This window comes from Rice orange leaf phytoplasma (assembly GCF_001866375.1).
In the GTDB taxonomy this organism is placed as follows: domain Bacteria; phylum Bacillota_I; class Bacilli_A; order Acholeplasmatales; family Acholeplasmataceae; genus Phytoplasma; species Phytoplasma asteris.
Window position 1 is genome coordinate 1 of record NZ_MIEP01000005.1, and the last position, 26700, is coordinate 26700.

Consider the following 26700-nt stretch of genomic DNA (forward strand, 5'->3'; position numbering starts at 1 on the left):
CCTGCTATTTATTGCGAAAAAGGTCTTTGTGATTTTTCTTTGCAAGGTGTGGTATTAGATGACAGAATTATAAGTATTAAAAGTGGTAAAGCAACAAATGTAGTTCCTGATTTGGCACAAGCAGTTCTAAAATTTGATCCCTCTTATAAAACTTTATTTAATAATTATTTGCCTAAAAACGATACTAAAGCCACTTTAGAACCGCAAGGAGATTTGTTAAAAATAACTGTTTATGGAAAATCAGTACACGGTTCGACTCCAGAAAGAGGTAAACACGCCCTTTATGATTTGATGAAAGTTCTCAAAGCGTTAGGCATTACTAATAATTTAGTAAATTTTTTTAACGATTATTTAGTAGATAGCTTAGATGGTCATAAAATAGGAATTTTTCACTTGGATGAAAAAACCACAAATTTAACTTGTCAATCAGGTTTTTTGATATTAAAAAAACAACAAGCTTTTTTACTCTTAATTTAAGATATCCTAAAGGAATTACATTTGAAAAAATCCTTTTTCAATTGGAAAAAGCAGCCAAAAAGAATCAATTTCTTTTAAAAACTGATTTTCATTATCCTATTATGTATATCAATCCCAATAGCGAATTAATAACAACTTTAGTAAATATTTATCAAAAACATAATCGTGATTTTTTAACTGCGCCTTTGTGTAGTGGTGGTAGAACTTATGCTAAATGTGCCCCTAATTTAGTTCCTTTCGGACCTGTTTTCCCCAATCAAAAGTCTTTAGCTCATCAAGTGGATGAATCTATTTCAATTGACCAATTAATTACCTTAACTGCCATTTACACAGAAGTTTTATATCTTTTGTCCCGATAAACATCAAACATTTATTCAATTAAAAAACAAGGAGTTATACAATTATGAATACTTATTTAGATTTATGTCGTTTTATTTTGCAAAAAGGCAGTTTTAGAAACGACCGCACTAATACAGGTACCAAAAGTGTTTTTGGCTACCAAATGCGCTTTAATCTTGAAGAAGGGTTTCCTTTGTTAACTACTAAAAAAATGAATCTTAGATCAATTATCCACGAACTTTTATGGTTTTTAAAAGGGGATACTAATATTTGTTATTTGGTACAAAACAATGTTAATATTTGGAATGAATGGCCTTATCAAAAATATCAACAATCAGCTTTTTTTCAAAATGAAACATTGAAAGAATTTGTAGAAAAAATCAAAAATGATCCTCTTTTTGCCATAAAGCACGGTAATTTAGGTCCTGTTTATGGTAAACAATGGCGCGATTTTAATGGCGTTGATCAAATCAAATTTTTAATTTCTGAAATCAAAACCAATCCCAATTCCAGACGTTTGATTCTTAATTCTTGGAATCCGCCCTTATTAAACCAAATGGCATTGCCACCTTGTCATGTCTTAATTCAATTCTACGTTCATCAAGGCAAACTCTCCTTGCAACTATATCAACGTAGTGGAGATGTTTTTTTGGGAATACCTTTTAATATCGCTTCTTATTCTTTATTACTTATGATGGTCGCACAAGTAACTAACTTACAACCTTACGAATTTATCCATACTTTAGGAGATGCCCACATTTATTCCAATCACCTTGCACAAGTTCAGACCCAAATTCAAAGAACTCCTAAAAAATTACCTCAAATGATTTTAAATCCTGACATCAAAAATATTGATGATTTTAAATTTAGTGATTTTACTTTGCAAAATTATCAATGTGATGGCATTTTGAAAGGCGATATTGCTGTATGATTAATTTAATTACTGCCTTTGACGGCAATTATTTGATTGGCAAAGACAACAAACTACCTTGGCATTATTTCCAAGATTTACAATATTTTAAAAAAATTACCCTTAATCAAAATGTTTTAATGGGGTATGAAACTTATAAATCCTTAAAAAATTATTTCAAAAATAAGCCCTTTAATTTTAAAAAAACTTATGTAGCATCTTTAAAACATGATTTGGAATTGCCTAATTGTACTGTTGTTTCTGATTTGCAATCCTTCATGGCAAGTGATGCTGCCCAAGATATTTTTATTATTGGTGGAGGAAAAATCTATCAACAAACCCTACCTTGGGTAACAACTTTATACATCACCCACATTTTACAAAGACATCAAGGAAATGTTTTTTTTCCCAAAATTGACTTATCACAATACCAATTAATCCAAAAAGAAATTCACCCAAAATTAATTTTTGCCATTTATCAAAAAAAATTAGATACGCCCAAATGTTAACTTTTATTTTTGTTGTCGTTTGGCTAACATTTGTTTTTTTGCAAACTTCCAAAACTATGCTAGTTGATTTTTCTTTTTGCTACAAACTGCCAGTTAATTTAATTTTGGGCTTGTTCTTGGCTTTTTTAATAACGTTTATAATTTTGGTTTTTTGCTTCGTTTTAATGACTTTTTTGCCCCCTAATCATTATTTTAAAGGATTTGTTTCGCGTAGTTTGTCGCGTTTTGTCAACCGTTTTTTAAGAATTAAAGTAGTAGTTCAAAATCCTCATTTAATCCCTTCAAAAGAAAACGTTGTTATTTATGCCAATCACAAGTCATACACCGATCCTTTTGTTATTACAAGTGTTATTCCAAGAACTTTATCATTTGCTCCCAAACAAAATTTTAATTGTTTTTTTGGAACTGCATGGTTTTTAAAATTAGCTTTTTTATCTTTGGATTGTATGGTAATCTCAAGGGATGATATCAGAAAAACTGCCCAAAATTTAATAAAGGCAGTTCCTAAAGTTAAAAATGGTATGGCAATGGTAGTTTTTCCTGAGGGAGGCATTAAAGATAGAAATAACGAACAAGCAATGCCACTTTTAGGAGGGGCTTTTAAAATTGCTTGTAAAAGTAAATCTTCTATTTTGCCTTTAACTATCAAAGGAGCCAGTCAAATCAAAAATAAGCGTTTTTGGCAAAAAAAAGTAGTAGAAATAATTATTCATCCTCCTTTAAAATATGATCATTATTGCAATACAAATATGCATCAAGTAGCTATTGATGTGCAAAATATTATCAACTCTAGTTTTAATTAAAATAATTATATTTTAACTTATTTTGATGTTATAATAAAATAGATGCTTAAAGAAATGCATAAAAAAGAAATATTTTTTTAATAAAGAAAGGTTTTATAATATGATTATTTTTAAAACAACTGCTTATTTTAATCCCCATTTAGATGATTTATGTTTTTTTGAAGAAAAAGAAGGAATCACTAAAAAATTAGTTTCAGCTTTAGAACCAAGTAACAAACAATCAGGACCTGTTGATTTATTTTGTCTTTCTTGGGCAATTTGTTTTTATAAAACTTCTAAAAAGATTTTAGCAGAACAAGACTATACAAATAAAGATTTAAAAGTAAAAGTAACTTTAGAAATGCAAAGAGATGATAAAGGTTTTTATTTTAAACCTACTGCTATTTTAGGAATTCAAGATATGACGCTGGAACAAACTGAAATAATCGCAGATGCAACTCATAAAAGATGCCCTATTTCTCGTTTAATTAGTGCTGATGAAAATGTTTCTGTTAAAGTTGCAAATTACAATGAATTGATTACAGAATAAAATTTTTCATGATATAATAAAAAAACACCTTTTAAAGGTGTTTTTTTATTATATAACTTTGAAATTATAAATGTTTAAATGATCAAAATTATTAATGGTAAATTTTTTTTAAATCTTTATTTTTGTGAATAATTTTTTTTATTAAAGGGTTAAAAACATAATTATTATATTTAGCATCCGAAACTATTTCTTTTAAAAAAATAATATTCAATTGTAATAAATTTTTGGTAATGTTGGCATCTTTTGTCAAGGGAAAAGTTTTGTGAGGATTTTGCAAAAAACTTTTTAATATTTCTTGTTCTAAATTGCTACAAGACAATAAATAATTTATAATTTTGTTTTTAACATTTTTGCGATAAAAATAATTCATTATAAAAATAACTAAAAGACAAATAAAAACAATAAAAATAAATTTAAAAAAGATACTTTCAAACATTATTTTATTTGCCTTGTTTCATGCTGTTCATAATTTGACGAATTTGTTTTTCAGAAGGAGTACGACCCATTTGGCGAAACATTTCTTTGATTTGTTTTTCACTGATGGGAGGATTTTGTTGTAAATGTTTTTTAAACCAATGAAACATTAAAAAAGCTCCTAAAACCCCGCCTAATAAAAATCCTATAATTGGATTTACATATAACCAAATATTGTTCATTTTGAACTCCTTTTTTCTTTTTCTTTTTTGTTTTTTCTTTCTTTGGTGAAAGTCTAAATTTTTTTATAAAATTGAATTTTTTTATTACCGTATTGTTTTTCTTTTTGTAAAACAAATTCTTTAATTTGTGTAGGCAAAACAATTTTGGGATGTAATTCACAAATAATAATGCTATTTTGATGTGTTAATTTGTCTAAATATTGAAAAGCAGGTAAATAAAAATCTTTAAAATAAGGAGGGTCTAAAATAATAAAATCAAAAATCAAGTTGGCTTTTTGGAATTTTTTTAAAGCTTGAATAAAATGACCATAAAAAATAATGCTTTGTTCTAAATCCAGTTTTAATTTTTGGTGGTTTTCTTTTAAGGTTTGAAAAGCTTTTAATGAAGCATCCACAAAATAAGCTTGTTTAGCATCTCTGCTTAAAGCCTCAAAACCATAAGAACCGTTGCCTGCAAATAAATCTAAAAAGATTTTGTTTTGGACTGAGGCTCCCAAAGTATTAAAAAGAGCTTCTTTGACCAAAGAGCTAGTGGCTTTGGTGTGAGGTGATGGCACTAGTTTGATTTTGTGTCCTTTGAATTTTCCTCCGATGATAATTGTTGTCTTTGTCATGAAAATATTTTTCTTTTGATGGAGTTTTTCAAAGAGGATAAAATTTCTTGGTAATTGTAAGGCAAAGGGGATCCTTTTTGGCTGAAATAATCAAAATTACTTTTAAGAAGTTCATATACAGCTTGATTGATGTTAAAGTAGGCTAGCTTTTGAAAATATTTTATTTGGGAAAAATTTCGTTGAGGTTCTAATTTGTCACTTAACAATACAATTTTATCGCAATAATTCATTTTTTTATCACCCCAAACATGTTTTTTGATGGCATTAAGAATAGTGACATTTGTTATGCCAAATTCTTTTTTTAAGATGTTTGCAGCAGATAGAGCGTGAAAAATAGCAGGCGTTTTGCTGTATTTTTGGATATTGGCTTGAGTAAGATAGGGTTTTTGTTGTTCTAAGGTGTCGTTTTTGGTGTAATCATGAAATAAAGCTGCAATTTGAATAGGCAACAAAGGTTTGTTATAATGTCTTGCCATTTTGGTAGCAGTGCGATAAACTCTTATAGTGTGTTCTAACCGCAAAGGATAGTTTTTTAATTTAGTTTCGACAGCTTGACGAATTTTGTGTAACAACATATTATTTTCATTTTTTTTCAAAGTCTTGAAATTTTTCTTTCCAAAGGTGATAATCTTGTTTTTTGAGATTGGTTAAAAACTTTTTTTCACGATAAAAACGATTGAATTTGGTAAACGCGCTTTCTTGAAAGCGATTTAGGGGTTTTACCAATAAAGAACAAAAACCTGCTTGATTAGCTCCTTTGATATCTGTTTGAAGTTGGTCTCCTATCATCAACATTTGTGTGGGTTCCAATTTGAGAAGTTGGCATGCTTTTTGAAAAGCTGTAGGGGATGGTTTTTTGTTTAATAAATTTAAATATATAAAAATAAAATCATTTTTTAAAACTTTGTGGAGGCGTTTTTTAGAGGCATTAGAAAGAATAACGACTTTGAAAATAAGAGATAATTTAGTTAAAAGGTTTTTAATTTGTTCATCTAAAATATCTTTGTTGCATTCAATTAAAGTATTGTCTAGATCAAAAATTAACGCTTTAATGCCTTGTTTTTGAAACAACTCAAAAGGAATTTGCAAGACACAAGGAAAATAGTGTTGAGGGATGAAAAGTTTGTTGGGGCAAGTCATTTTATTGGACATCTACAATTTTGACTCTAAAAGTGTTTCCAGTTTCGCCGGTAACAAAAACAACATCTCCTATTTGGTGCCCTTTGATATTTTGTCCTAAAGGAGATTCAATCGAAATTTTGTTGTTAAAAGGATCTGCTTCCAAGGTGCTTACTAATTCAATTTCTTGTTGTTGTTTGGTGTGTAAAAGCTCCAAAGATACTTTTTTGCCAATACTTACTTCTCTTTCTTTGGAAACTTTAACTACGCGGACATTTTTTAAAATATTTTGGATTTCTGAGATGCGATGTTCTATTAAAGCTTGTTCGTTTCTAGCAGCATCATAATCAGCGTTTTCGGATAAATCTCCTTGTTCGCGCGCTTCTTTTAAAGCTTCTAAATTTTCTTTTCTTTTAACTTCTTTTAAAAAAGTTAATTCTTTTTTTAATTTTTCTATTCCTGATTGGGTAAGTTCATAAATTTTATTATTCATAAATAAAAGACCTTCTTTTTTTATTTTTTGATGGTTTTTCAAAATTCCTAAATTATTTTTTGAGATAAGAAATAATCAACCCATCACCTACATCTTGAAAAGTGGTGAAAAAATCTGGGTGATTTGTTAAAAAAGTTTGAAAATTATGCATTTTTTTGAAAATTACTTGATTATTTTTAGTCGTTTTGGCTTTTTTAAAACAACTTAAATTAAGGTTATCAAAAATGATAATGCCTTGTTTTTTGAGTAAAGGAGCATATTTGCAAAATAACTTTTGATATTGGGCTTTGGCAGCATCAATAAAAATTAAATCATATTTTTTTAAATTGCAAGTAGGATAAATTAACGCCTCTGCCCAAATGACATTTATGTGATAGGGAGTTTCTTTTAAAAAGTTTTTAGCTAAATTATAATTTATAAAATCTCTTTCTAAAGTATCAATTTTAGTGCTAAGAGAGCTCATAGCCAAAGCGCTATATCCAATGGCAGTTCCGATTTCTAAAATATTTGTGATTTTGTTTTGTGAAATTACATCAAGTAACAAAGCTAATCCTTGGTCTTGGATAATGGGGATTTTGTTTTCTTGTGCGTATTTTTTTAATTTTTGTAAGTTTTTTTCTTTGTTAAAATCAAACATTTCAATGCTCTTTGTTTGGGTTTAATTTGATATAATCGAGATAATTTTGTAAAATGATGGTTGCTGCAATTTCGTCTTTCATTTGTAAAATTTTGCCCTTTTTTTTGTTATTGGTTTTTAACATTTGGATTGCTTGTACGGTAGATAAACGTTCATCCCATAAAATTACTTTTACTTGCTCAAACTTGTTTTCTAGCGTTTTTTTAAAATCACTACTTATTTTGGCTTTAATTCCTATGTCGTTGTTCATGTGTTTGGGGTATCCCAAAACAATTGTTTTAATTTGATATTGAGAAATGATTTCTTGTAAAGGTGTAATCAATCGATCGTATTTGTGGGTGGCAAAAAAAATAGTTTTGAGGTTTTGGGCAATAATTCCTGTTTGTGATAAAGCGATTCCTAAAGTTTTTTCACCTAAATCCAACCCCAAAGATGCATTATTTTGGCAGTTTAACATAATAAAACATTCTCATTTGTCAAAAAATTGTTTGAATGATAAAAATTATTCTTTTTTTCTTGGTTTTGGTTAAACTTCATTTTATCAATTTTTTTGTGTTTTTGGGCAAATAATTTTATTAATAATTGTTTAAAAGATTTGAAAAATAGTGGGTTTGGGGTTTTAAAAGGGTTTAATTTTAATTTTTCTTCCGCTTTGATTATTTTTTTCTTTTTTATTTTGTTTTTTTTTGTCATTTCGAACACCTTTTAACAATTTTTAGGAATTTTTAGGAATTTTGATTATTTTTAACAATTTTAGGAATTTTTTCCTTGAGGATTTTTTTATTATAAATTTTTTAAACAGTTTAATTTATTTCTAATTTGGTTTTTACAAAATTAAGTACTTGTTCTAAATTTTTAGTTTTTTTGGTGCCCCCTTGAGCTAAACTAGCATTGCCACCACCAGAACCACAAACCAAGGATAAAGCTTCTTTAATCAAATTACCTGCATGTAGAGTTTTGCTTTTGCATAAAAAAACAATTTTTTCAGGTTGCACATAAGATAAAAATAAAACTTCTAAATGGTATTTATCAAAAATATGATTCATAAAAAATTTGAGAACTTCTAAAGGTTTTTCTTCTTCAATGGTTAACATCATTTTTTTGGTAATTTGTGGTGGTAAAAAATTAGATTCTGCTTGTACCATATTTTTTTGATGATATTCTAAAACTTTTTTTTCAAAAAGAACTAAGGCTTGTTGTTGTGCTTTGATATGTTTTTGATAATTGAGAATATCTTGATAACTTTGGGTTATTGGAGGAAAATTTTTAACATCAAAAATGAGGTTTTGCGTTTGTAAGGATTTTGCTTTTTGGGTTAGTTGGTGCAAGTCGTTTTGGTAAGGAACTAATTTGGCGTTGAGACTTTCTTGGCAATTGTTATTACAAACTGCCTCAATGCGGTAGATACCAGAGCTAATGCTTTCGCATGACAAAATAGTAAAATGTTCTAAATCTTTAGTATTTGTGGCATGTGTTCCTCCGCATAAATCCACTGAAAAAGTATCAATACTTACGATTCTTACTTTGTCTTTGTATTTGGCTTTTTGATTTTGTTCTAGAAGAGTGGCGTATTTTTTTTGGGCGTCTGGGATTGAAAGTTGTTCAATTTTGACTGGAACACTTTTTTGAATTAGTTGGTTTACTTCTTTTTCTATTTGTAATAAAGTTTGGGGAGTAATTTTTTCAAAATGATTAAAATCATAACGTAAAGAGCTAAATCCCACTGATGAACCTTGTTTTTTGAGGTGGCTGCCTAATTGTTTTTGCAAAACCGCTTCTAAAAGGTGTGTTGCTGTGTGATGATAAGAAATTTGATTGCGTTTAGTCTTTTCAATGCAGGCATAAACTTCTTGACCTTCGCAAAAGTTGCCTTGAACTTCGTGCAAAATTTGTCCGTTTGGTAGTTTATTTATTTTGGTAACTTTGGTGTTGTCAATCCAACCTTCATCTTCTATTTGTCCTCCCATATTAGCATAAAAAGGTGTTTTTTCAAGCACTATTCCTTTGTCAAAAACTTTGATTACTTTGGTTTTGCAAGTAAAATTTGTATAACCTATAAATTCGCTGGGAGTTAAAAATTGGAGAAATGCTTCTTCTTGTTTATTCATGTGTGTTTGCGATGTTTGATTTTGTTTACTTAAATTTTGGTGGTCGTGGAGTAATTCTTGGAATTTTTGGTAGTCTGTTGTAATGTTTTTCTTTTTAGCATAATCCAAAATTAAATCTTCAGGAATGCCGTAAGTGTCGTATAATTTGAAAAAGTTTTGTCCTGATAAAGTGTTTTGGGTGAGATGTTGTAAAAAAGTTTTTTCGGCAGTTTTGAGAGTTTGTTCAAAAATATTTTCTTGTTGCAATAGCACTTTGGCAATCATTTCTTGGTTGGTGCATAGTTCTTTGTAAAAATCTTTCATCATTGCAAATGTTGGAGGCACTAATTGATGTAAAAAAGGTTTGTATAAACCTAGTTTTTTGCCTTCATTAGCAGCTCTTCGTAATAATTTTTTTAATACATAGCCCCTTTTTTCGTTAGTGAGGACTGCTCCGTCATTGATTGCAAAAACCAAAGTTTTTAAGTGATCTGCAATAATTTTAAAACTTTCTTGTCCTGTGTATTTGATTTGTGTCATTTTTTCCAAAGATTTTATTAAAGGAAAGAAAAGGTCTGTTTCAAAATTGGTTTTGGTGTTTTGCAAAATACAGGCTAAACGTTCTAAACCAGCCCCAGTATCAATGTTTTTGCTTGGTAGTTCTTGATATTTTTCGATAGGTAATTTAGGGTCGCAATTATATTGAGAAAAAACAATATTCCAAATTTCGATAAAGCGATCGTTTTCTAAATCTTGGATAATTAGTTCTTTGTTGCGAGGGTCAAAAGTTTTCCCTCTGTCAAAAAAAATCTCGGTGCAAGGACCAGAAGGACCAGGACCTATTTGCCAAAAATTGCTCTTTAAAGGAATAAGGTGGTTTTTTTCTACTCCTAAGTCAAGCCAATATTGATAAGTATCTTGGTCTTGAAAAAAATAAGTAATGTAGAGTTTTTCTAAGGGAAAAGCAAACCATTTAGGCGAAGTTAACAACTCAAAGGCGTAGTGGATAGCTTCTTTTTTAAAATAATTTCCGATAGAAAAATTGCCTAACATTTCAAAAAAAGTATGATGGCGCGAGGTTTTCCCTACGTTTTTGATGTCGTTGGTACGAATACATTTTTGCACGTTAGTAATGCGTCTAAAAGGAGGTGTTTGTGTGCCATCAAAATATTTTTTTAAAGGGGTAATGCCTGCATTAACCCATAATAAGTTAGCTTCGTTTCGTGGTATCAAAGAAGATGATTTTGCGATGTGATGGTTTTTGCTTGCAAAAAATTTGAGCCACATTTGTCTAATTTCAAAAGATGTCATTATAAAAACTCCTTTAATTGGGGGAAATTTGGGGTAATATTTGATATTAATTTGGTCTTTGATTTGTTCTTTTGTGATACAAATAATAATTAGTTTATTAAAATGCGTTTTGAATTAATTTTGATTTGTGATATATAATTGATATCTAACATGTGTATAAAATTAAAAAACCGATCAAACTTAATTTTAACATTTTTTTATTGCTTTTCATTATTTTTTTGCATTTTTTCGTTATTTTTTTGACTTATTTTGGTTTTGCAAAAGCTAAAAACATTATTTTTTAATTGTTGATAATTATAAAAAGGATTGTTTTAAAAAATGATATAATTTAATTGTTGTTTTAAAATAACAAAATAATTTTAATTTAACATTTTTTATTAATTTATTTCGATTTTTTATTAATTTAATTTTTTTCTTTTTTTGAGTCAAAAACAAATAATTATAATCATACAAAAAAACAAAAAGTGAAAGTATCAAAAGTGAAAATAACATCTTTTTACAAATTTTTTAATTCTTCATTTTTTTCAATTTATTTTATTAAAATTAAAAAAAATTTAAGCTCGTTATTGTTAGTGATTTTTTCTTCAATAATTTTAATTTGGGGGCTTTTTGATAGTTGTTTTCAAACGCATCTAGACTCATTTGCTTATTGTAAAAATATTTTTCATTATACAAGACAAAGTATTTTTTTAATTTTGGTAGTTGCAATAATTGCTTTAACTAAATATAGAACTACTAAATTTTATCAAATATTAAGTTTTGTTGCTTTGGTAAATATTTTAATTATAAGTTTGGTTTTTTGTGATTTTATTGAAGACCACAAACAGCATTTTATTTCTGCAAATTGGCAAATGCAGCTAATTCCTTATTATTTGCAATATGTTTTTGCCCCTTTGATTTATTGTTTTTATGTGTGGAAACGACCAATTACTTTTTTGGGTTGGAAAAAAGTATGGATAGTTTTTGTTCATCCTTTTTGCTATTTTTTGTTATCTGCTATTATTTTTGGTTTTAAAGCGGATTTGAAATCGCATTTTATTAATCCTTATTACCAAAACAATTTAACAGTAGCTTATTTTAAACTTTTTGTCTCTTTTTTGCTTTTGGCAATGGGTTTAATCGGAGTGCAAAAAATAAAAATTCATCCTTTTTATAAAGGTGCACTTTTAGTACTAGGATCATTTTTGATTTGTGTTATTCCTAGGGAAACAAGTGATTGGAATCATGCCAAAGAATTGGTGTTTTACCCTCAACAAATGGGTTCTTCTCTTTTTCCTGAATCACAAGATATTGCTAAACAATTAAGTAATTTAGTGCTTGAATTTGAAGGAAAACAAGACACAGGTTTAAAAACAGGTGAAAAAATTTTGGAACTAGGAGCAGGCAGTGGTAATGTTACTAAATATTTAGTACAAAAGTTTGGAGCCCAAAATGTTATTGCTTTGGAATATGATAAAGAATTATGTAATGTTTTGAGAAATAAATTTCCAGGTTTAACAGTTATCGAAGGAGATGCTTGTAATTTTATTGAATTGTTAAAGAATCAAATTGATGAAACTCAAATAAAACAAATAAAAGGGATAGTATCTACTTTGCCTTTGAGTATTTTTTCTCAAGAACAATTGCAAGAACTAAATAAAAACCTTGCCACAGTAATTAAACAAAATAAGATTAGGTTTGTTGAATATCGCTTTTTGCTATTTTTACGTGAAAAACACATTATTGGAGATGGTGTAGAAGAAATTCAAGATACTAAAAATCAAATTTTTGTTTCTAGTGCAATTTTACCAACCAAAGTTTTTATTTTTGCTGCTACTGATGTTACAAAATAATATCATTTTATAAAATAAAAAGTTAACTTATTTTAAGTTAACTTTTTTATATTTTAGGGATTTGGCAATATTAATTTAATATGCGTTTAATTGCTTGTTCTAAAAAATGTTTATCTATTTGGTCTTTGTTATTTCTGATAGCCAAAATTAAAGCCTCATTGAGAATGGCTGCAAGTTGGGCACCTGATGCACCTTCAGTAATTAAAGCTAATTTGTAAAAATCAACATCCAAAGAAATATTTTTATTTTTAGCATGAATTTTTAGAATAGCTTCTCTAGCTTTTAGATTAGGTAAATTAATTTTGATTTTACGGTCAAATCTACCTGGACGAATCAAAGCAGGATCTAGCATATCTATTCTATTAGTAGCAGCAATAATGATGATTTGTGAAAGTTTAAAAAAACCATCCATTTCTAATAAAAGTTGGTTTAGGGATTGGTCGTGTTCTCGTGATTCTATGATGGAGTTGTTTTTTCTTTTGGCTCCTAAAGCATCTATTTCATCAATAAAAATAATGCAAGGAGTAGTTCTTTTGGCTTTTTGAAATAAATCTCTTATTCTAGAAGCTCCAACACCTACATAAACTTCGACAAATTCAGAACCAGAAACAGCATAAAAAGGAATTTTGACCTCATTAGCTAATGCTTTTGCAAGTAAGGTTTTTCCTGTTCCTGGAGGTCCTTCTAATAATACTCCTTTAGGAATTGCAAAGCCCATTTTATGATATTTTTGAGGATGTTTTAAGAAATCTATTAATTCTTGGATTTCTTTTTTTTCTTCTTCAAGACCTGCTACATCTGCAAAAGTTATTTTGTCTTTGGAAGAATCAACGTTTGTATTAAATTTATTTATTTTGTTTGATAACATTTGTTTAAGGTGAATTAAAATATAAAATCCAAAAATAAAAGAAATAAGATAACTTATAAATTTGAAATATAATTCTAAAAAATTAAATTGGATATTTTCTTTGACTTCTACCAAAACATCTTTATATAAATAAAAAGCATATACTAAATAATTATAATTGGAGGCTGCCATTTTACAATAATATTTTTGATTATCAAAACTTTCTGCTTGGATTAAATAATGTTCTTTGTTCCAAATGCTGTATTGGCTTTTATAAGTATAATGAATTTTTTTAATTTCGTTAGCTTTAAATTTTGCAAATAGTTCGTATATATTTATTAAAGAAGCGTTTTTTAATTGATTTTTTTCTATCCAAAAATATGATAATTCTAGACTAATTAAAAATAATAAAATTAAAGATAATGGCAAAATAAAGCAGATAATAATTTTGTTTTTTTTAAAAAGTTTGAAAAACACTAAGTAAGTCTCCATGATGAAATTTATAAAAGAAAAGGTTATAAAAAAATTATTTTAATTAAATTTGTGTGTAATTAAATTAATAAAAGTGAATAGCGCACAAAAATTTATGTTGTTTGGGTTTGAAAAAAGATTTTCCAAAATTTAATTTTCTTTGGAAAAACCATATAAAAATTCCATATTATCTTTAAGACGTAAATTAATTAAATAAAATAAAGCTCCTATGATGGTATTACTTACAATAACTGATGAAAAACTATAAATAAGATTAAGCGACCAAGAATAAGAAGGACTTGGGATGAACCACTTTAAAAAAGTTTTTTTGGCAAAGTTTTCTTGTAATAAATTAATAAATAAAATGCTTGAAATAATTTGAACTACACTAATTAATACTAAAGTTATTATAATAGGTGTTTTTTTGGTGAGATGATTTAAGTTTTTTTGATAAAATAAGCCCGAAAAAGAGCAGACAATATAGGGAAGAAAAAATCTGTAAAGGAAAATAAGGGCTTTGCTTGCGTGTTTGTTTTCGTGTTCATAACTGTGATTATGATTTTCGTGTGTATGGTGTAATAACACTTCCATAAAAGAAAATTCCAAAACATAATGAATTAAAAGATAAAATAAACTAGACCAAAATCCGTGTTTAGGTCCAAAAAGATAACCTATTAAAATGATAAAAATTAATTCAATGCGAAAAAAAGCATAATTGCAAGGGATTGTTGCATTAATAGTATAACGAGAAAGAAGTTCCAAACCAAAAGCCAAAAATAATAAGAAAGAAATGGCAATGATTTTTCTTAAAACATTTTTTTGATTATTTAACATAAATATACCTTCGATTTTATTTTCATATTTTATTTTGCTAGTTTTTTGTGTAGTTTTTTCGTTGTTTATCTTTTTTTTGATAGTCTATATAAAAATTTTTCAATTTAGAACTATTTTAGTAATTGCTAATAATTTAAATTTTTAAGTTTTTCTTCTAAAATACCTTCTTTAAGTAAGCTTAAAAAATCATCATTAGTAGCATCCAAAATATAAAAACCGATGTTTGTTTTTTCCAAAACTTCTTGTATTTTTTCAGTTTGATAAGTTATTCCTTCAAAAAGTTTGCTAAATTGTTCTAAATTATCTTCTTTGTGAAAAAAATCTCCAATCAAAGTCATTTTTTCAATTAAACCAAATCTAATATCTAAAAAAATTTCTAACCCTCCCCAAGAAAAACGTTTTTTAAGTATTTTGGTGTGATGGGGTTGGGTTAAGAATAAAAATTCATTGGAAGCAAATTGGAGAGAATCTTTTTCTATTGATTTTATTTCTTGGTCACTAAGTACATAAGTTTGGTCAGTTAAAGCCCCAGTTAAATACTGCATTAACTTTTCTTGTGACATATCTGGAAGATAGCCTTTGAGGTTAGTTACTCGGGAACGTACACTTTCAATTCCTTTAGAAATTAATTTTTGGTCGTTTGGAGTAATTGTGTTTATCATAGTTTGGAAATCGCAATTATAAAGAAGTGTTCCATGAGTTACCATGCCGTTTTGGTTTTGCATAAAGGCATTTCCAGAAATTTTTTTGCCTTCTAGTAAAATGTCGTTTCTGCCACTAAATTCAACATTAAGTCCTAATTTTTGTAATGCAACGACAATTTTAGCTAAAAAAGGTTTAAAATTGAAATTTTTTTCTTTTTTGGCAATAATGCTAAAAAGAGGAGTTTGAGGATCATTATAAACACATCCTCCGCCAGTAGGTCTTCTAAATAAAGGAATTTTATGTTCTTTGAGGTAATCTAAATTAACTTCGTTTTCAATTATTTGATTTTTCCCAACTACAACTCCTTTGATTTTCCAAATAAAAAAGAAGCTTTTTTCATGGTTTTGCTTTAATAAATGATTAAGGGCGTATTGTTCTAGGGCGTAATAAAAATAAGGTTTAAGGTCGCAGATGCGATTAATTTGAATCAAAATCATAATAAAATCCCCTTTTAAAGTATTATTAAAGTATTATAAATGTTTTTTTCATTAATATTATATCATTTATCAGTTATGTAGACTCATATTAATCTTTTTTGCCTTTTTTCTCTAACTCCAAAATCAAATCTCTTAATGTAGCTGCTTTTTCAAAATCAAGGGTTTTGGCAGCTTCTTTCATCATTTTTTGTAAACGTTTAATTTCTTTATTTTTAGCTGTAATATTTGTATGTGTTTGCAACTTTTTTTGTCCCTTAACTTTACCATTTTCATTTTCATTTTGGGCACTTTCTTTTTGTTTGATTGAAATTGTTTCTAAAATAGTTTTTTTAAGAGTAGTTGGTGTTACTTTCATTGTTTCGTTGTATTGTTGTTGGATTTTTCTTCTACGATAAGTTTCTTCAATAGCAATTTGCATAGCAGGAGAAATACAATCAGCATACATAATAGCTTTGCCTGTAATGTTTCTAGCTGCTCTTCCAATAGTTTGGATAAGGCTTCTTTCGTTTCTTAAAAAACCTTGTTTGTCAGCATCCAAAATAGCTACTAAAGCTACTTCAGGTAAGTCAAGTCCTTCCCTCAAAAGATTAACTCCCACCAAACAATCGTATTTTCCCAACCTTAGATCTTTTAAAATTTCAAGTCTTTGTAAAGATTTAATTTCACTGTGTAAATAAGCTACTTTGATGCATAAATTTTTTAAATAAGCAGTTAGGTCCTCGCTCATATTAATAGTTAAAGTAGTTATCAAAATTCTTTGATTATTTTTAGTTTGGTGTTTAATTTCAAAGTAAAGGTCATCCATTTGGTTGTGGGTTGGTCTTATTTCAATTTCTGGATCAAGGACAAAAGTAGGTCTTATAATTTGTTCTACAATGGGGATTTTTTTAGTTAATTCATAGTTGCCAGGAGTAGCTGAAAGATAGATAACTTTATTCATTTTGGCTTGGAATTCATGGAATTTTAAAGGTCTGTTATCAAGGGCACTTGGTAGTCTGAAACCGAAATTTACTAAGTTGGTTTTACGAGAAAAATCACCAAAATACATTCCTTTAATTTGGGGAATAGTTACATGAGATTCATCAATAATGGTTAAAAATTCATTTCCAAAAAAATCAATTAAAGTTGATGGTGCCTCGCCTTTTTCTTTGAGTGCTAAATGTCTTGAATAATTTTCAACACCATTGCAATTGCCTATTTGTTCTAACATTTCTAAATCATGTAAAGTGCGAATTTTAATTTTTTGGGCTGCTAAAAGTTGGTTAGTTTTTTCAAAATGATTAATTTGTTCCTTTAATTCTTGGCGAATTCTTTTGATACTTTCTTGTAATTTTTGGGTATTTGTAGCATATAGACTAGCAGGAAAAAGAGTAATTAATTTAAGATTCGTAATTGCTTTGCCATTTAAAACATCAAAATTTTGAATATTTTCAATTTCATTGCCAAAAAAAATAATGCGGATACCAATTTCTTTGCTAGATGAGGCAATAATTTCTATAATGTCACCTCTTACTCGAAAAGTTCCTCTTTGAAAATTAATTTCATTTCTTTGATATTTTAATTCTATTAACTTGTTAATTAATGCTTGCCTTTCGTACTTATCTCCAATTTGTAAATGTAGTGTTGATTTTTGATAATCTTTAAGGTCGCCTACTCCATAAATGCACGAAACCGAAGCAACTACAATTACATCATCGCGGTTAAGTAATGAACCTGCGGCACTATGACGCAACTGATCAATTTCATCGTTGATTTTGGAGTCTTTTTCAATGTAAGTGTCGCTTGATGCTACATATGCTTCTGGTTGGTAGTAATCATAATAAGAAATAAAATATTCTACGCGATTGTTGGGAAACATGGCTTTTAATTCGTTGTAGAGTTGTCCTGCTAATGTTTTGTTGTGAGCAATAACCAAAGTTTTTTGTTGTAAATGTTGAATAATATTTGCAATGGTAAAAGTTTTTCCAGTGCCAGTAGCTCCCAAAAGAATTTGTTCTTGTAAACCTTGTTTAAAATTATTAACCAATTTTTGAATTGCTTGGGGTTGGTCGCCACTTGGTTTTAAAGAACTTTGCAATTTAAATAAATTTGTTAAACTCATTTGTTGCTCCTTGCATTTGCTTTTTTATTTTGGTGATTTTTTGGTTTTTAATTTCAAAATATTTAGATGGTTGTTTTTCTGTGTTCCAAAATTTTTGTCCATGTTTTTATCAATATTTTTAATAAATGTCTATTTGCCCACTTTTATAAACTCTTTTTAATTAACAAAAACAACTTTTGATTAATTCCTATTTTTTGAAAATCTTGCAAAGTGGCTTTTTTGATGGCTTCTAAACTTTCAAAATGATTTAAGATGGCTTTTTTTCTAACAGCGCCAACTCCTTTTATATTTGATAAAGTAGTTTTATAATCTAGTTTGTTTTTGGTTTTGCGGTGAAAAGCAACAGTGAAACGATGGACTTCTTCGCTTAAACTTTTTAAAAAATAAAATAAATTAGGGCTTTGTTCCAATATTAATTTTTCTTGCAAAGTTACAAGATGAGTTAATTGATGTTTGTTATTTTTTTGCAATGCTCCTAAAGGAATTTCATATCCTAGTTTCTTTAAAGTTTTTTGGCTTTGTCTTAACTGTCCTAAACTGCCATCAACCAAAATTAAATCTGGTGAATCATTTTTAACTTCCTTATCTTTGTTATAACAACGTGTAAGTGTTTCTTCAAAAGCTTGATATTCGTTAGGAAATTTGCCTTTAATGTGAAAAGTTCGATAAAGTTTTTTGTCAAATTCAAAATGATTAAATACAATTCTTGCTGCCACAAAGGCTTGTCCAAATAGTTGAGAATTATCAAAAACATCAATTCTTTTAATATCTTTATTAAAAATAATTGCCAATTTGTCTAAGGATTCTTGGATTTTTTGGTCTTTGGATTGATAGATTAAATTATTGTTAGCTAAATCATTTTGGGCGTTTTTTAAGGCTAGCAAATAAAGTTTCTTTTTGTCTCCTTTATGAGCAATATTTACTTTGATTTGCAAGATTTGTTCCAATAAAGTTTGGTTAGTTATCATTTGTTGCAAAATAGTTTCATCTTGGCTTTTGCCTGTAATAATTATGTCTGGTTTAAGGTTTTTTTGATAATAACAATTAAGATAAGTTAAAATGTTTTCCCACACAAAGCCCACATATGAAAAAACGCTATTATAAGAATCAACGATATTTCCTTGGCGCATTTTTAAAATTTGAATTGATATTTGGTCTTGATTAAATGCATAGGCAAAAATATCGCAATTTTTGAGTTTTTGATTGCTGATAAGTTGTTTTTTGGTAGTCTGTTTGATTGAATAGATAATATCTCGGTATTCTTGGGCTTTTTCATAAAACATTTTTTCGCTAGCTGTTTTCATTAAATGGTGTAATTTTTTTAAAATATCTTTGATATTTCCTTTTAAAAATTTAGTAATTGCCTCAATGTTGGGTTTATAATTAATTGTTTCTCCTGCGCAAGCACCGAGGCATTGATTGATGTGAAAATGAAGACACGGTTTTTTTGATGCTAACGGACATCTTCTTAAAGGATACAAAAGATGCAACAATTTTAAGGTTTCTTTGGTGTTTTTAAGATTGGGATAAGGACCAAAAATTATTTTTCCTGGAGGAATTTGTTTGAATCGCGAAATTTTTAATTGTGGGTGCTTTTCTTTAGTAATTTCAATATAAGGGTAAGTTTTGTCATCCAAAAGTTTGAAATTATATTTAGGAGTGTGTTTTTTGATTAAGTTAGCTTCCAAAATTAAGGCTTCTTGTTCGTTGTTAGTAATAATGTAGAAAAAATCTTGGGTTTCTTCAATTAGCATCGTTGTTTTTAAGTTGTTGCTTTTGGTAAAATAACTTTGGACGCGTTTTTTTAAATTTTTGGCTTTGCCAACATAAATGATGGTATCATTTTTGTTTTGGAAAAGATAACAACCAGGATTGGGCGGTAAAGTTTTTATTTTTTCTAAAAGAATTGACATTTTAAATTACTTCCGTTTATTGAATTGTTTTTTTGATTTTTTACCCAATTTAAGGGTGGTTTTGTTTTCTGGTTTGGTTTTGGCGTTTTTTTATTTTACTTATTTTTATTTTACTTCTTTTTTATTTATTTTTCGTTTGTTTTCATTAACTTTATTATATCAAAATTACCATTCTTTTTTTGAAATGATTAAAAAAATTGAAGTATTTTTGATAATAAACTGATTTTTCCCAAACTAAAATAATAATTCATAAATAAATTGCAAAATAAGTTTATTTTTGATTTAGAATAGAAGTATAGTTTTAGATTATAAAATAGTAAAATGAAAAAATCAAAACTAAAAGACTTGAAAAATAACCAAATACCAACCAAATAAAGGAGAGTTCCAAAATGAATATACCCACCAAACCCAAAAGTATTCTTTCTATCCAATCTCATGTAGTATATGGCTATGTTGGAAATAAAGCAGCAGTTTATCCTTTGCAAAATATGAATTTCGATGTTTGGCCTATCAATACAGTTCAATTTTCGAATCATACAGGTTATCAAAAGTGGCAAGGACAAATTTTTAACAAACAAAATATAGTTGATTTGGTAGAAGGTCTTTTTGCTCTTGGAGTAGAAAAACGGTGTCAAGCTATTTTAACAGGATATATGGGATCTTTAGATATTTGCGAAGCTGTTTTGGAAATTTTTGCAAGATTTAAACGAACGAACCCTGATATTTTATATTTATGTGACCCTGTAATGGGCAATAACAGATGTTTTGTTAAGCCTGAAATAACTTCTTTTTTTAAAAATAATTCGCAAGCAGATATTATTACTCCTAATCAATTTGAAGCTGAATTTTTGTCTGGTATTAAAATAAATAATGTCTCGGATGCTATTAAAGTAGCAAAGCATTTCCATAATTTAGGAGTTAAAATTGTAATTATTACAGGTATTAATTTTCAAGATGAAAAATATTTTCAAGTGTTTGCATCAAATGCTACAAAAAAATATTTGGTGCAGGCTCACAACAAAGAAAAAAACATTGATATTGCAGGTACAGGAGATTTATTTGCTAGTCTTTTTCTGGGTTTTTATTTGAAATATGAAAGAAATATTAAAAATGCTTTGGCTCATGCTGTTTTTTATCTTAATAAAGTTGTTCAAAATACTTTGTTATCACAACAAAAAGAATTGCAATGTTTATCTGTTTTATACAAACAAGTTAATTTAGCAAAATTGCCTCAAGTCATGGAAATTAACGATTAAATTATTGATTAAAAAATGCCTTTTTAATAAAAAAGACCAACTTTTTAAGTCAGTCATAATGTTATTTTTGGAAATATTTTATTTTTTTAGTATTTGAACGCAGTTATTTTTTACAACTTCAACTACATCCAAAAAGTAAAATCTTTGCAATCCATTCGAAAAGCTTTATTTTTGGGTTTTTCTTTTGATTTCCCAATAGCAACTAATAATACAGGCAAATATCGAACATCAATATTTAATCCTTCATTGATTTTTTTTGCGTTAAATCCTCCCATAGGGCAAACATCATAATCATATTTTTTAGCAGCTAACATCAATTGCAACGCTCCGATGCCACCTTCTAAAAATAACTCATTTTGCAGTTTTACTTGGGAAATTTGTTTGTAATAATCATCAATTTTTGTAATTACTTGTAATTTGGTTGCATCAGATATTTGTTTTTGTAAAACTTCTTGTTGATAAATTTTTTCAGCTAAGGCACTTTTTTGAGCATCGCAACACAACAAAATCATAGTAGAACAAGTTTCTAATTGAGTTTTGTTGCCATATAAAAAAGGAGCTATTTTTTGTTTGCTCTTTTCGCCTTTAAAAACAAAAAAACGCCATGGTTGCAAATTAAAAGCAGAGGGCGCTTGGAAAACTGTAGCCAAAATTGCTTCTAAAATATCATTTGGTATTTCATGATTGGCGCAAAATTGGCGCACACTTTTAATTTTTAAAAAATCCATAAAAAGCTCCTAAGATTTTGTTAATTTCAATTTGATTATTATATTTAGTTAAAATAATTTTAATATTGCATCGTTTTAAAATTTTTTTAAGTTAGTATTTGTAATTTTGGAAAGACAACAATTTAAACAGCAAAAAATTATTTTTTCAAAGTTTGCATTTGTGTTTCTTATTTTGTTTTTGTTTTCAAAAAACTCCTCTAATCCAATTTATCAAAATTATCAAATATATTATAACATTTTTTATTATCAAAATACTAACTGTTTCATTTATTTAGACAACTTAATATTTTAATATAACATTTAAGACCAACTTAACTGAAACGCTCCAATAATTTGCCCCCAGTAAAGAATGAATAATTTGAGTCTCAAACTATTTATGCAGTTTGGTTTTTTTGTTTATCTGACCATTTTATTTAATTTTGACAATCAAAAACCTCATTATATTAAAAGAAAAGTAAGGTTTGTGGTAAAATTATATAGTAAATTATTTATTTTATAAACGCATAATTATTAAATTTTTTATGAAACAAAAAAACTAAATTAACAACAAACACAACTAATAATTACAACAATAATCACAACTTAACAATTCATTAAATAAATGATAAAGTTTTGAAACAATAAATGAAATGAAGGTGCAAAATGGAAAACTTATCGTTTTTATTCTTATTCTTGTTTTTTTATATTTTGGGGTCAATTCCTACAGGCTTATTTATTGGCAAATTGGTGCAACAAAAAGATTTACGCAACACAGGTTCTGGAAATATTGGAGCAACTAATGCTTTGAGAATTTTGGGGAAAAAATGGGGAATATTAGTATTTTTTTTAGATTTTTGCAAAGGATTTGTGCCACTTACAATTTGTTTGCATTTATCAAAATTTTGGCTAACAGAACCATCCACAAAAACTTTTTTACAACCAAACCCCACAATAAAAATCTCCCTTTTGGCAATATCTCCTATTTTAGGACACATGTTTTCTTTATTCAATAAATTCAAAGGCGGCAAGGCAATTGCAACTTCGGTAGGTATTATCACTGCTTTTAATCCTTTGATTGGTATTTCTGGTATCATTTTTTTTGCTATTTTTTTAAGACTTTTTGGTTATGCTTCGTTAGCTTCAATTATTGCAAGCACTTTAGTTAATGTTTTTTTATGGCTAAATTATTTGTATTGTGGCAATTTTGGAACTTTGGGACCAATTAAAAACCAGATTTCAAAAACAGAATTATTTTACTTTTCGATCAATTTTGCTACCTTAATTATTATAGCTAAACATTATTCTAATATTTTGCGCCTTATTAATGGAACAGAAAATAAATTTAATTTCAAAAAAGAAAAATAAACAGCATCAACACAAAATATTTTAAAAAACAAACACCAAAACCTAAAAAAATCAAACCTAAACTCAAAAATACTAAATCAAAAACTCTCAACCCAAAAAACATTTTTATTTATAAAAAAGGTGCAAAGCAATGCAAAATTTTGATCTAATTAAACAAAAAATTAAATCCTTGGTAAAACAACTCACCAAAGCCAATTACCAATACTATAATCTAAGCAATCCCGATCTAAGCGACCAACAATACGATGCTTTACTCAAAGAACTAATCAATTTAGAAACCCGCTATCCCCAGTTCAAACTTCCTTATAGCCCCACTTTAAAAATTGGTGGTTTTGTAGAAAAAAAATTTAGCACCATTAAGCACAAAACTCCAATGATGTCTTTGGGAAATGTTTTTAATCTTAAAGAACTCAAAGCTTTTTATGACCGTATTGTCAAAAAAATTCCTACTTTTTCTTTGTTAACTGAATTAAAAATTGACGGCGTAGCGATAAGTTTAAAATATCAAAAAGGCATTTTAATGCAAGCTTTAACAAGAGGAAACGGCATTTGGGGAGAAGACATTACCAAAAATGCCCAGACCATTAAAACCATTCCTTTAAGATTAAAAGAAGATCTTGATTTAGAAGTTAGGGGAGAAATTTATTTATCCCATCCCGCTTTTGAAAAACTCAACGCCCAAAGAAAACAAGAAAACAAACCCCTTTTTTCCAATCCCAGAAATGCTGCTTCAGGAACTTTAAGACAACTTAATTCAGCAATTGTTGCTCAAAGAAATTTGTCTATTTTTGTCTATGGCATTTCAGATCCTTATTTGACTAAACCTACCCAAAAAGAGACTTTGGATTTTTTAACTTCTTTAGGATTTACCACAAATTCCCATTATTATTGCGTCTCTAATTTTGAAAATTTGCTTAGTATAATTGAAAAATACAAAACCATTAAGGAACAACTTACCTACGATACTGATGGAATTGTCATTAAAATTAACGAGCTTGCCTTTCATTCTTTAATTGGTGCCACTGCCAAAGCTCCCAGATGGGCAACTGCTTACAAATTTGCAACTATTACAAGCCAAAGCATAGTTAAAAACATCATTTTTCAAGTGGGACGCACTGGTGTTATAACTCCAGTTTGCAAAATTATGCCTGTTATGGTAGATGGAAGTTTGGTCTCAAAAGTGGTTTTACATAATTATGACTACATTTGCAAAAAAGATATCAGAATAAAGGACCATGTCATAGTTCATAAAGCAGGCTCGGTTATTCCTGAAATTTTAGAAGTTATAAAAAGCAAAAGAACTGATTTGCAAAAACCCACTTTAATGATTGAAAAATGTCCTGCTTGTCAAACAATTTTAGAAAAACAACCAGGTGAAGTTGATTATTTTTGCCTCAACCCAAATTGTCGCGAGCAAAAAATCCAAAAACTCATTCATTTTGTATCCAAAAATGCTATGGATATCAACGTTTTAGGAGAACAGACCATCATTGCTTTTTTTGATAAAAACCTAATTGCCAAACCTTCTGACCTTTATTTATTAAAAAAACACAAGCATATTTTGCAAGAAATGCCAGGCTTTGGCGCTAAAAAAATTACTAACATTTTGGATGCTATCGAAGCAAGCAAGCAAAAAGGATTTGAAGATGTTTTATTTGCTTTGGGGATCAAACATATTGGCAAAAAAGTATCTCAAGTTTTGGCAAAACATTTTCAAACTATCGAAAACCTCCAACAAGCCACACCAGAATTAATTACTCAAATAAGAGAAGTAGGAATAAAAATTGCCCAAAGCATCCAACAATACTTTTCCAATTCTTGTAATTTAGAAGAGGTTTTCAAACTCAAAACACTAGGAGTTTCTTTTCAAAGCACTAACCCCCAAAATCCAACTACCCAAACTATTTTTACCAACAAAAAAATTGTTTTAACAGGAACTCTCCAAAAATATTCCCGTCTTCAAATCCAACAAATCTTAGAACAAATGGGAGCAATTATAACTAACAGTTTATCTTTACAAACCAATTATTTAATAGTTGGCATCAATGCTGGTTCTAAACTAACCAAAGCCCAAAAACTCCAAATTCCTATTATCGAAGAAAAAGAATTACAACAAATTATAGAAAATAGCCAAATTAAATTATAAAAAATCACCGTTATTTTGCCTAAAACTCCTCACTGAACCCTAAACCCCCAAAACAAATAAAAAAATCCAAGAAGGTGCCAATGTCTTTTAACATTAAAATTAAAGAAGAAATTGCTTGTCAAAAATTCTTACCCATAGAAAATTTTTTTGAATTGACAGCTTTATTACATTTTGGCTGTGAATTAGAAAAAAACCACCAAAAAACTTTATTGTGGTTCCAAACCAAAAATATCAAAATTGCTAGGCGTTTCCTTATTTTAATCAAAACTTTTTATCCTAATACCAACTCTTTTTTGATGACTAGCAAAGAATATAATTTACCACATTTAAAAAGCATTCATGTAGGAATTGAAAAAGGCATTCCCTTAATTTTAGAAAAACATCATTTTTTTACTCAAACTCCAAGCGATTTTTTACCTTTGCTCAAAAGCCAAAAAGCCAAAAAAGCATTTTTAAGAGGTATTTTTTTATGCATAGGTTTTGTAAACGACCCAAAAAAAACTAATTATCATCTAGAATTTTTTCACAAAGACCGCCACAAAATTGAATTAATTAAAACTTTGATGCTTCATTTCAGCCTTAACGCCAAACAAATTAATCACAAAAAAGGTTTTTTAGTTTATTTGAAAGAATCTCAAATGATTATTGATTTTTTAAGGTTAATCGGCGCTTTGGAAATAGTTTTTCAATACGAAAAAACAATAATTCAAAAAGACTTAAACCACATTATTAAATCCTCTATTAATTTTGAAATTTCAAATGAAAAAAAAATTCTTACTTCTGCCAATTTACAATTACAACAAATTAATTTGATTGAAAAACACTTTCAAACCCCAAATCTCAAGCCCCAAAACACGAACTTAAAAATGAAAAATCCCAAAAATGAAAAATCCCAAAAAAAACTTCCCAACCTTGAACCTAAATTATTGCAAATTATGTTATTAAGAAAAAAAAACCCTGATGCAAGTTTACAAGAATTAACTCAAAAATATTACCACAAACACAAGCAACAAATCACTAAATCAGGACTAAATTATTATTTTCAAAAAATCAAAAAACTAGCTTGTGAAATTGAAACTCCCCAAATTTTGGCACCATCTAAGGAAAAAAATAAATATGGAAAATATCGGCATAGATTTAGTTGAAATTAAAAAAATTAAAAAAATAGGCAAAGACATTTTAGCAGCAAGGATTTTATCCTCAGAAGAATACCAAATTTATCAAATCATTCAAAATCCCCAAAGCCAACTTACCTTTTTAGCAGGAAGGTGGGCTTCTAAAGAAGCTCTTTTTAAAGCTTTTCAAACGCCCCAAAAAATCGACCCCACTTGCCAAAACTATTGCAAATGGTCTATTCTTAACGACAAAAACGGCGCTCCTTATGTGAAAAACAACACATGCACCACTTTTTTCAACCCCATTTTAATTTCTATCACTCACACCGATAATTACGCCTTAGCCCTTGTTATTTTAAAAAAGTTGCCACAAAGCACGTCATAATCAAATTCGTTTTATTTTTTTTGATTATTCTACAATTTTATTTATTTTGTCAAGTGTTTTTTAGGTATAATTAAAAGTGTATAGCAAAAATAAAATTAAATA

Annotated in this window: 27 protein-coding genes; 12 read left to right on the plus strand and 15 right to left on the minus strand. The window is 28.2% G+C overall.

Annotated elements, in window-relative coordinates; translation table 11 throughout:
• The 6 genes from BHE82_RS03220 to BHE82_RS01990 all read left to right on the plus strand — a co-directional run.
• On the plus strand, positions 1-477 hold a 477-nt coding region (locus BHE82_RS03220; RefSeq protein ID WP_334198921.1), incomplete at its 5' end, for a peptidase dimerization domain-containing protein.
• 41 nt (positions 478-518) lie between these two features.
• On the plus strand, positions 519-836 hold the full coding sequence (locus BHE82_RS01970; RefSeq protein ID WP_143549430.1) for a hypothetical protein: 318 nt from the start codon (positions 519-521) through the stop codon (positions 834-836).
• Between the two features lie 44 nt (positions 837-880).
• Positions 881-1747 (plus strand): thymidylate synthase, encoded by an 867-nt coding sequence (locus BHE82_RS01975; protein WP_034172298.1) that lies wholly within the window; start codon positions 881-883, stop codon positions 1745-1747.
• On the plus strand, positions 1744-2235 hold the full coding sequence (locus tag BHE82_RS01980) for a dihydrofolate reductase (RefSeq protein WP_071345590.1): 492 nt from the start codon (positions 1744-1746) through the stop codon (positions 2233-2235). The genes BHE82_RS01975 and BHE82_RS01980 overlap by 4 nt, the downstream gene beginning before the upstream one ends.
• Entirely contained in the window at positions 2229-3038 is an 810-nt protein-coding gene (locus BHE82_RS01985) for a lysophospholipid acyltransferase family protein (RefSeq protein WP_071345591.1), read from the plus strand. The genes BHE82_RS01980 and BHE82_RS01985 overlap by 7 nt, the downstream gene beginning before the upstream one ends.
• 100 nt (positions 3039-3138) lie before the next feature.
• Complete coding sequence (locus BHE82_RS01990) at positions 3139-3567, plus strand: OsmC family protein (protein ID WP_071345592.1); 429 nt, start codon at positions 3139-3141, stop codon at positions 3565-3567.
• A 91-nt stretch (positions 3568-3658) separates the two neighbouring features.
• On the opposite strand, the gene BHE82_RS01995 is transcribed toward BHE82_RS01990, so the two are convergent.
• The 9 genes from BHE82_RS01995 to alaS all read right to left on the minus strand — a co-directional run bounded on the left by BHE82_RS01995 (position 3659) and on the right by alaS (position 10484).
• Positions 3659-4003, minus strand: coding sequence for a super-infection exclusion protein B (locus tag BHE82_RS01995; RefSeq protein WP_071345593.1), 345 nt, complete (start codon positions 4001-4003; stop codon positions 3659-3661).
• A gap of 4 nt (positions 4004-4007) precedes the next feature.
• Positions 4008-4223, minus strand: a complete 216-nt coding sequence (locus BHE82_RS02000; protein WP_011160672.1) for a YneF family protein — start codon at positions 4221-4223, stop codon at positions 4008-4010.
• 53 nt (positions 4224-4276) lie between these two features.
• The gene (rsmD, locus tag BHE82_RS02005; RefSeq protein WP_071345594.1) at positions 4277-4837 is read right to left on the minus strand and encodes a 16S rRNA (guanine(966)-N(2))-methyltransferase RsmD; all 561 of its coding nucleotides are present in this window, start codon (positions 4835-4837) and stop codon (positions 4277-4279) included.
• Positions 4834-5412: a bis(5'-nucleosyl)-tetraphosphatase (symmetrical) YqeK gene (yqeK, locus tag BHE82_RS02010; RefSeq protein WP_071345640.1), complete on the minus strand. Its 579-nt coding sequence runs from the start codon at positions 5410-5412 to the stop codon at positions 4834-4836. The genes rsmD and yqeK overlap by 4 nt, the downstream gene beginning before the upstream one ends.
• A 7-nt stretch (positions 5413-5419) precedes the next feature.
• Positions 5420-5989, minus strand: coding sequence for a YqeG family HAD IIIA-type phosphatase (locus BHE82_RS02015; protein ID WP_071345595.1), 570 nt, complete (start codon positions 5987-5989; stop codon positions 5420-5422).
• Positions 5979-6449 carry a transcription elongation factor GreA gene (greA, locus tag BHE82_RS02020; protein WP_034172300.1) on the minus strand — a complete coding sequence of 157 codons (471 nt, stop codon included), beginning with the start codon at positions 6447-6449 and terminating at the stop codon, positions 5979-5981. The genes BHE82_RS02015 and greA overlap by 11 nt, the downstream gene beginning before the upstream one ends.
• Before the next feature lie 52 nt (positions 6450-6501).
• Positions 6502-7086, minus strand: coding sequence for an O-methyltransferase (locus BHE82_RS02025; RefSeq protein WP_071345596.1), 585 nt, complete (start codon positions 7084-7086; stop codon positions 6502-6504).
• 1 nt (position 7087) lies between these two features.
• Positions 7088-7543 carry a Holliday junction resolvase RuvX gene (gene ruvX, locus BHE82_RS02030; protein WP_071345597.1) on the minus strand — a complete coding sequence of 152 codons (456 nt, stop codon included), beginning with the start codon at positions 7541-7543 and terminating at the stop codon, positions 7088-7090.
• A gap of 346 nt (positions 7544-7889) precedes the next feature.
• A complete protein-coding gene (alaS, locus tag BHE82_RS02040; protein ID WP_071345599.1) occupies positions 7890-10484 on the minus strand; it encodes an alanine--tRNA ligase in 2595 nt (864 codons plus the stop codon).
• 572 nt (positions 10485-11056) lie between these two features.
• Here alaS and BHE82_RS02050 point away from each other — a divergent pair.
• Positions 11057-12316, plus strand: a complete 1260-nt coding sequence (locus BHE82_RS02050) for a methyltransferase domain-containing protein (protein ID WP_257608391.1) — start codon at positions 11057-11059, stop codon at positions 12314-12316.
• A gap of 70 nt (positions 12317-12386) precedes the next feature.
• Here BHE82_RS02050 and BHE82_RS02055 read toward each other — a convergent pair whose 3' ends face one another.
• The 5 genes from BHE82_RS02055 to uvrC form a co-directional block, all read right to left on the minus strand.
• Complete coding sequence (locus BHE82_RS02055) at positions 12387-13640, minus strand: AAA family ATPase (RefSeq protein ID WP_071345602.1); 1254 nt, start codon at positions 13638-13640, stop codon at positions 12387-12389.
• A 144-nt stretch (positions 13641-13784) separates the two neighbouring features.
• The gene (locus BHE82_RS02060) at positions 13785-14468 is read right to left on the minus strand and encodes an ECF transporter S component (RefSeq protein WP_071345603.1); all 684 of its coding nucleotides are present in this window, start codon (positions 14466-14468) and stop codon (positions 13785-13787) included.
• A 125-nt stretch (positions 14469-14593) separates the two neighbouring features.
• On the minus strand, positions 14594-15610 hold the full coding sequence (locus tag BHE82_RS02065) for a lipoate--protein ligase (RefSeq protein WP_071345604.1): 1017 nt from the start codon (positions 15608-15610) through the stop codon (positions 14594-14596).
• Positions 15611-15698: 88 nt separating this feature from the next.
• Positions 15699-17711, minus strand: coding sequence for an excinuclease ABC subunit UvrB (gene uvrB, locus BHE82_RS02070; RefSeq protein ID WP_071345605.1), 2013 nt, complete (start codon positions 17709-17711; stop codon positions 15699-15701).
• Positions 17712-17854: 143 nt separating this feature from the next.
• Positions 17855-19624, minus strand: coding sequence for an excinuclease ABC subunit UvrC (gene uvrC / locus BHE82_RS02075; RefSeq protein ID WP_071345606.1), 1770 nt, complete (start codon positions 19622-19624; stop codon positions 17855-17857).
• A gap of 389 nt (positions 19625-20013) precedes the next feature.
• Here uvrC and pdxY point away from each other — a divergent pair, with 389 nt between their 5' ends.
• Complete coding sequence (gene pdxY, locus BHE82_RS02085) at positions 20014-20880, plus strand: pyridoxal kinase (protein ID WP_071345608.1); 867 nt, start codon at positions 20014-20016, stop codon at positions 20878-20880.
• A 122-nt stretch (positions 20881-21002) separates the two neighbouring features.
• Here the strand turns inward: pdxY and BHE82_RS02090 are convergent, their stop codons facing one another.
• A complete protein-coding gene (locus BHE82_RS02090; RefSeq protein WP_042068371.1) occupies positions 21003-21608 on the minus strand; it encodes a nitroreductase family protein in 606 nt (201 codons plus the stop codon).
• A 642-nt stretch (positions 21609-22250) separates the two neighbouring features.
• Here BHE82_RS02090 and plsY point away from each other — a divergent pair.
• The 4 genes from plsY (at position 22251) to acpS (ending at position 26598) form a co-directional block, all read left to right on the plus strand.
• Positions 22251-22952 carry a glycerol-3-phosphate 1-O-acyltransferase PlsY gene (gene plsY / locus BHE82_RS02095; protein ID WP_071345609.1) on the plus strand — a complete coding sequence of 234 codons (702 nt, stop codon included), beginning with the start codon at positions 22251-22253 and terminating at the stop codon, positions 22950-22952.
• Between the two features lie 130 nt (positions 22953-23082).
• Positions 23083-25098 (plus strand): NAD-dependent DNA ligase LigA, encoded by a 2016-nt coding sequence (ligA, locus tag BHE82_RS02100; protein ID WP_071345610.1) that lies wholly within the window; start codon positions 23083-23085, stop codon positions 25096-25098.
• A gap of 80 nt (positions 25099-25178) precedes the next feature.
• Positions 25179-26243 carry a DNA-binding protein WhiA gene (gene whiA, locus BHE82_RS02105; RefSeq protein ID WP_071345611.1) on the plus strand — a complete coding sequence of 355 codons (1065 nt, stop codon included), beginning with the start codon at positions 25179-25181 and terminating at the stop codon, positions 26241-26243.
• Positions 26215-26598 carry a holo-ACP synthase gene (gene acpS, locus BHE82_RS02110; RefSeq protein ID WP_071345612.1) on the plus strand — a complete coding sequence of 128 codons (384 nt, stop codon included), beginning with the start codon at positions 26215-26217 and terminating at the stop codon, positions 26596-26598. Before whiA ends, acpS begins: the two co-directional genes overlap by 29 nt.
• The last annotated feature ends 102 nt before the right edge of the window (positions 26599-26700 follow it).

Bases quoted from the DNA above. Each gene is read 5' to 3' on its own strand.
- BHE82_RS01975 (WP_034172298.1), top strand. From the start codon at position 881: ATGAATACTTATTTAGATTTATGTCGTTTTATTTTGCAAAAAGGCAGT.
- BHE82_RS01980 (WP_071345590.1), top strand. From the start codon at position 1,744: ATGATTAATTTAATTACTGCCTTTGACGGCAATTATTTGATTGGCAAA.
- BHE82_RS01985 (WP_071345591.1), top strand. From the start codon at position 2,229: ATGTTAACTTTTATTTTTGTTGTCGTTTGGCTAACATTTGTTTTTTTG.
- BHE82_RS01990 (WP_071345592.1), top strand. From the start codon at position 3,139: ATGATTATTTTTAAAACAACTGCTTATTTTAATCCCCATTTAGATGAT.
- BHE82_RS01995 (WP_071345593.1), bottom strand. From the start codon at position 4,003: ATGTTTGAAAGTATCTTTTTTAAATTTATTTTTATTGTTTTTATTTGT.
- BHE82_RS02000 (WP_011160672.1), bottom strand. From the start codon at position 4,223: ATGAACAATATTTGGTTATATGTAAATCCAATTATAGGATTTTTATTA.
- rsmD (WP_071345594.1), bottom strand. From the start codon at position 4,837: ATGACAAAGACAACAATTATCATCGGAGGAAAATTCAAAGGACACAAA.
- yqeK (WP_071345640.1), bottom strand. From the start codon at position 5,412: ATGTTGTTACACAAAATTCGTCAAGCTGTCGAAACTAAATTAAAAAAC.
- BHE82_RS02015 (WP_071345595.1), bottom strand. From the start codon at position 5,989: ATGTCCAATAAAATGACTTGCCCCAACAAACTTTTCATCCCTCAACAC.
- greA (WP_034172300.1), bottom strand. From the start codon at position 6,449: ATGAATAATAAAATTTATGAACTTACCCAATCAGGAATAGAAAAATTA.
- BHE82_RS02025 (WP_071345596.1), bottom strand. From the start codon at position 7,086: ATGTTTGATTTTAACAAAGAAAAAAACTTACAAAAATTAAAAAAATAC.
- ruvX (WP_071345597.1), bottom strand. From the start codon at position 7,543: ATGTTAAACTGCCAAAATAATGCATCTTTGGGGTTGGATTTAGGTGAA.
- alaS (WP_071345599.1), bottom strand. From the start codon at position 10,484: ATGACATCTTTTGAAATTAGACAAATGTGGCTCAAATTTTTTGCAAGC.
- BHE82_RS02060 (WP_071345603.1), bottom strand. From the start codon at position 14,468: ATGTTAAATAATCAAAAAAATGTTTTAAGAAAAATCATTGCCATTTCT.
- BHE82_RS02065 (WP_071345604.1), bottom strand. From the start codon at position 15,610: ATGATTTTGATTCAAATTAATCGCATCTGCGACCTTAAACCTTATTTT.
- uvrB (WP_071345605.1), bottom strand. From the start codon at position 17,711: ATGAGTTTAACAAATTTATTTAAATTGCAAAGTTCTTTAAAACCAAGT.
- uvrC (WP_071345606.1), bottom strand. From the start codon at position 19,624: ATGTCAATTCTTTTAGAAAAAATAAAAACTTTACCGCCCAATCCTGGT.
- pdxY (WP_071345608.1), top strand. From the start codon at position 20,014: ATGAATATACCCACCAAACCCAAAAGTATTCTTTCTATCCAATCTCAT.
- BHE82_RS02090 (WP_042068371.1), bottom strand. From the start codon at position 21,608: ATGGATTTTTTAAAAATTAAAAGTGTGCGCCAATTTTGCGCCAATCAT.
- plsY (WP_071345609.1), top strand. From the start codon at position 22,251: ATGGAAAACTTATCGTTTTTATTCTTATTCTTGTTTTTTTATATTTTG.
- ligA (WP_071345610.1), top strand. From the start codon at position 23,083: ATGCAAAATTTTGATCTAATTAAACAAAAAATTAAATCCTTGGTAAAA.
- whiA (WP_071345611.1), top strand. From the start codon at position 25,179: ATGTCTTTTAACATTAAAATTAAAGAAGAAATTGCTTGTCAAAAATTC.
- acpS (WP_071345612.1), top strand. From the start codon at position 26,215: ATGGAAAATATCGGCATAGATTTAGTTGAAATTAAAAAAATTAAAAAA.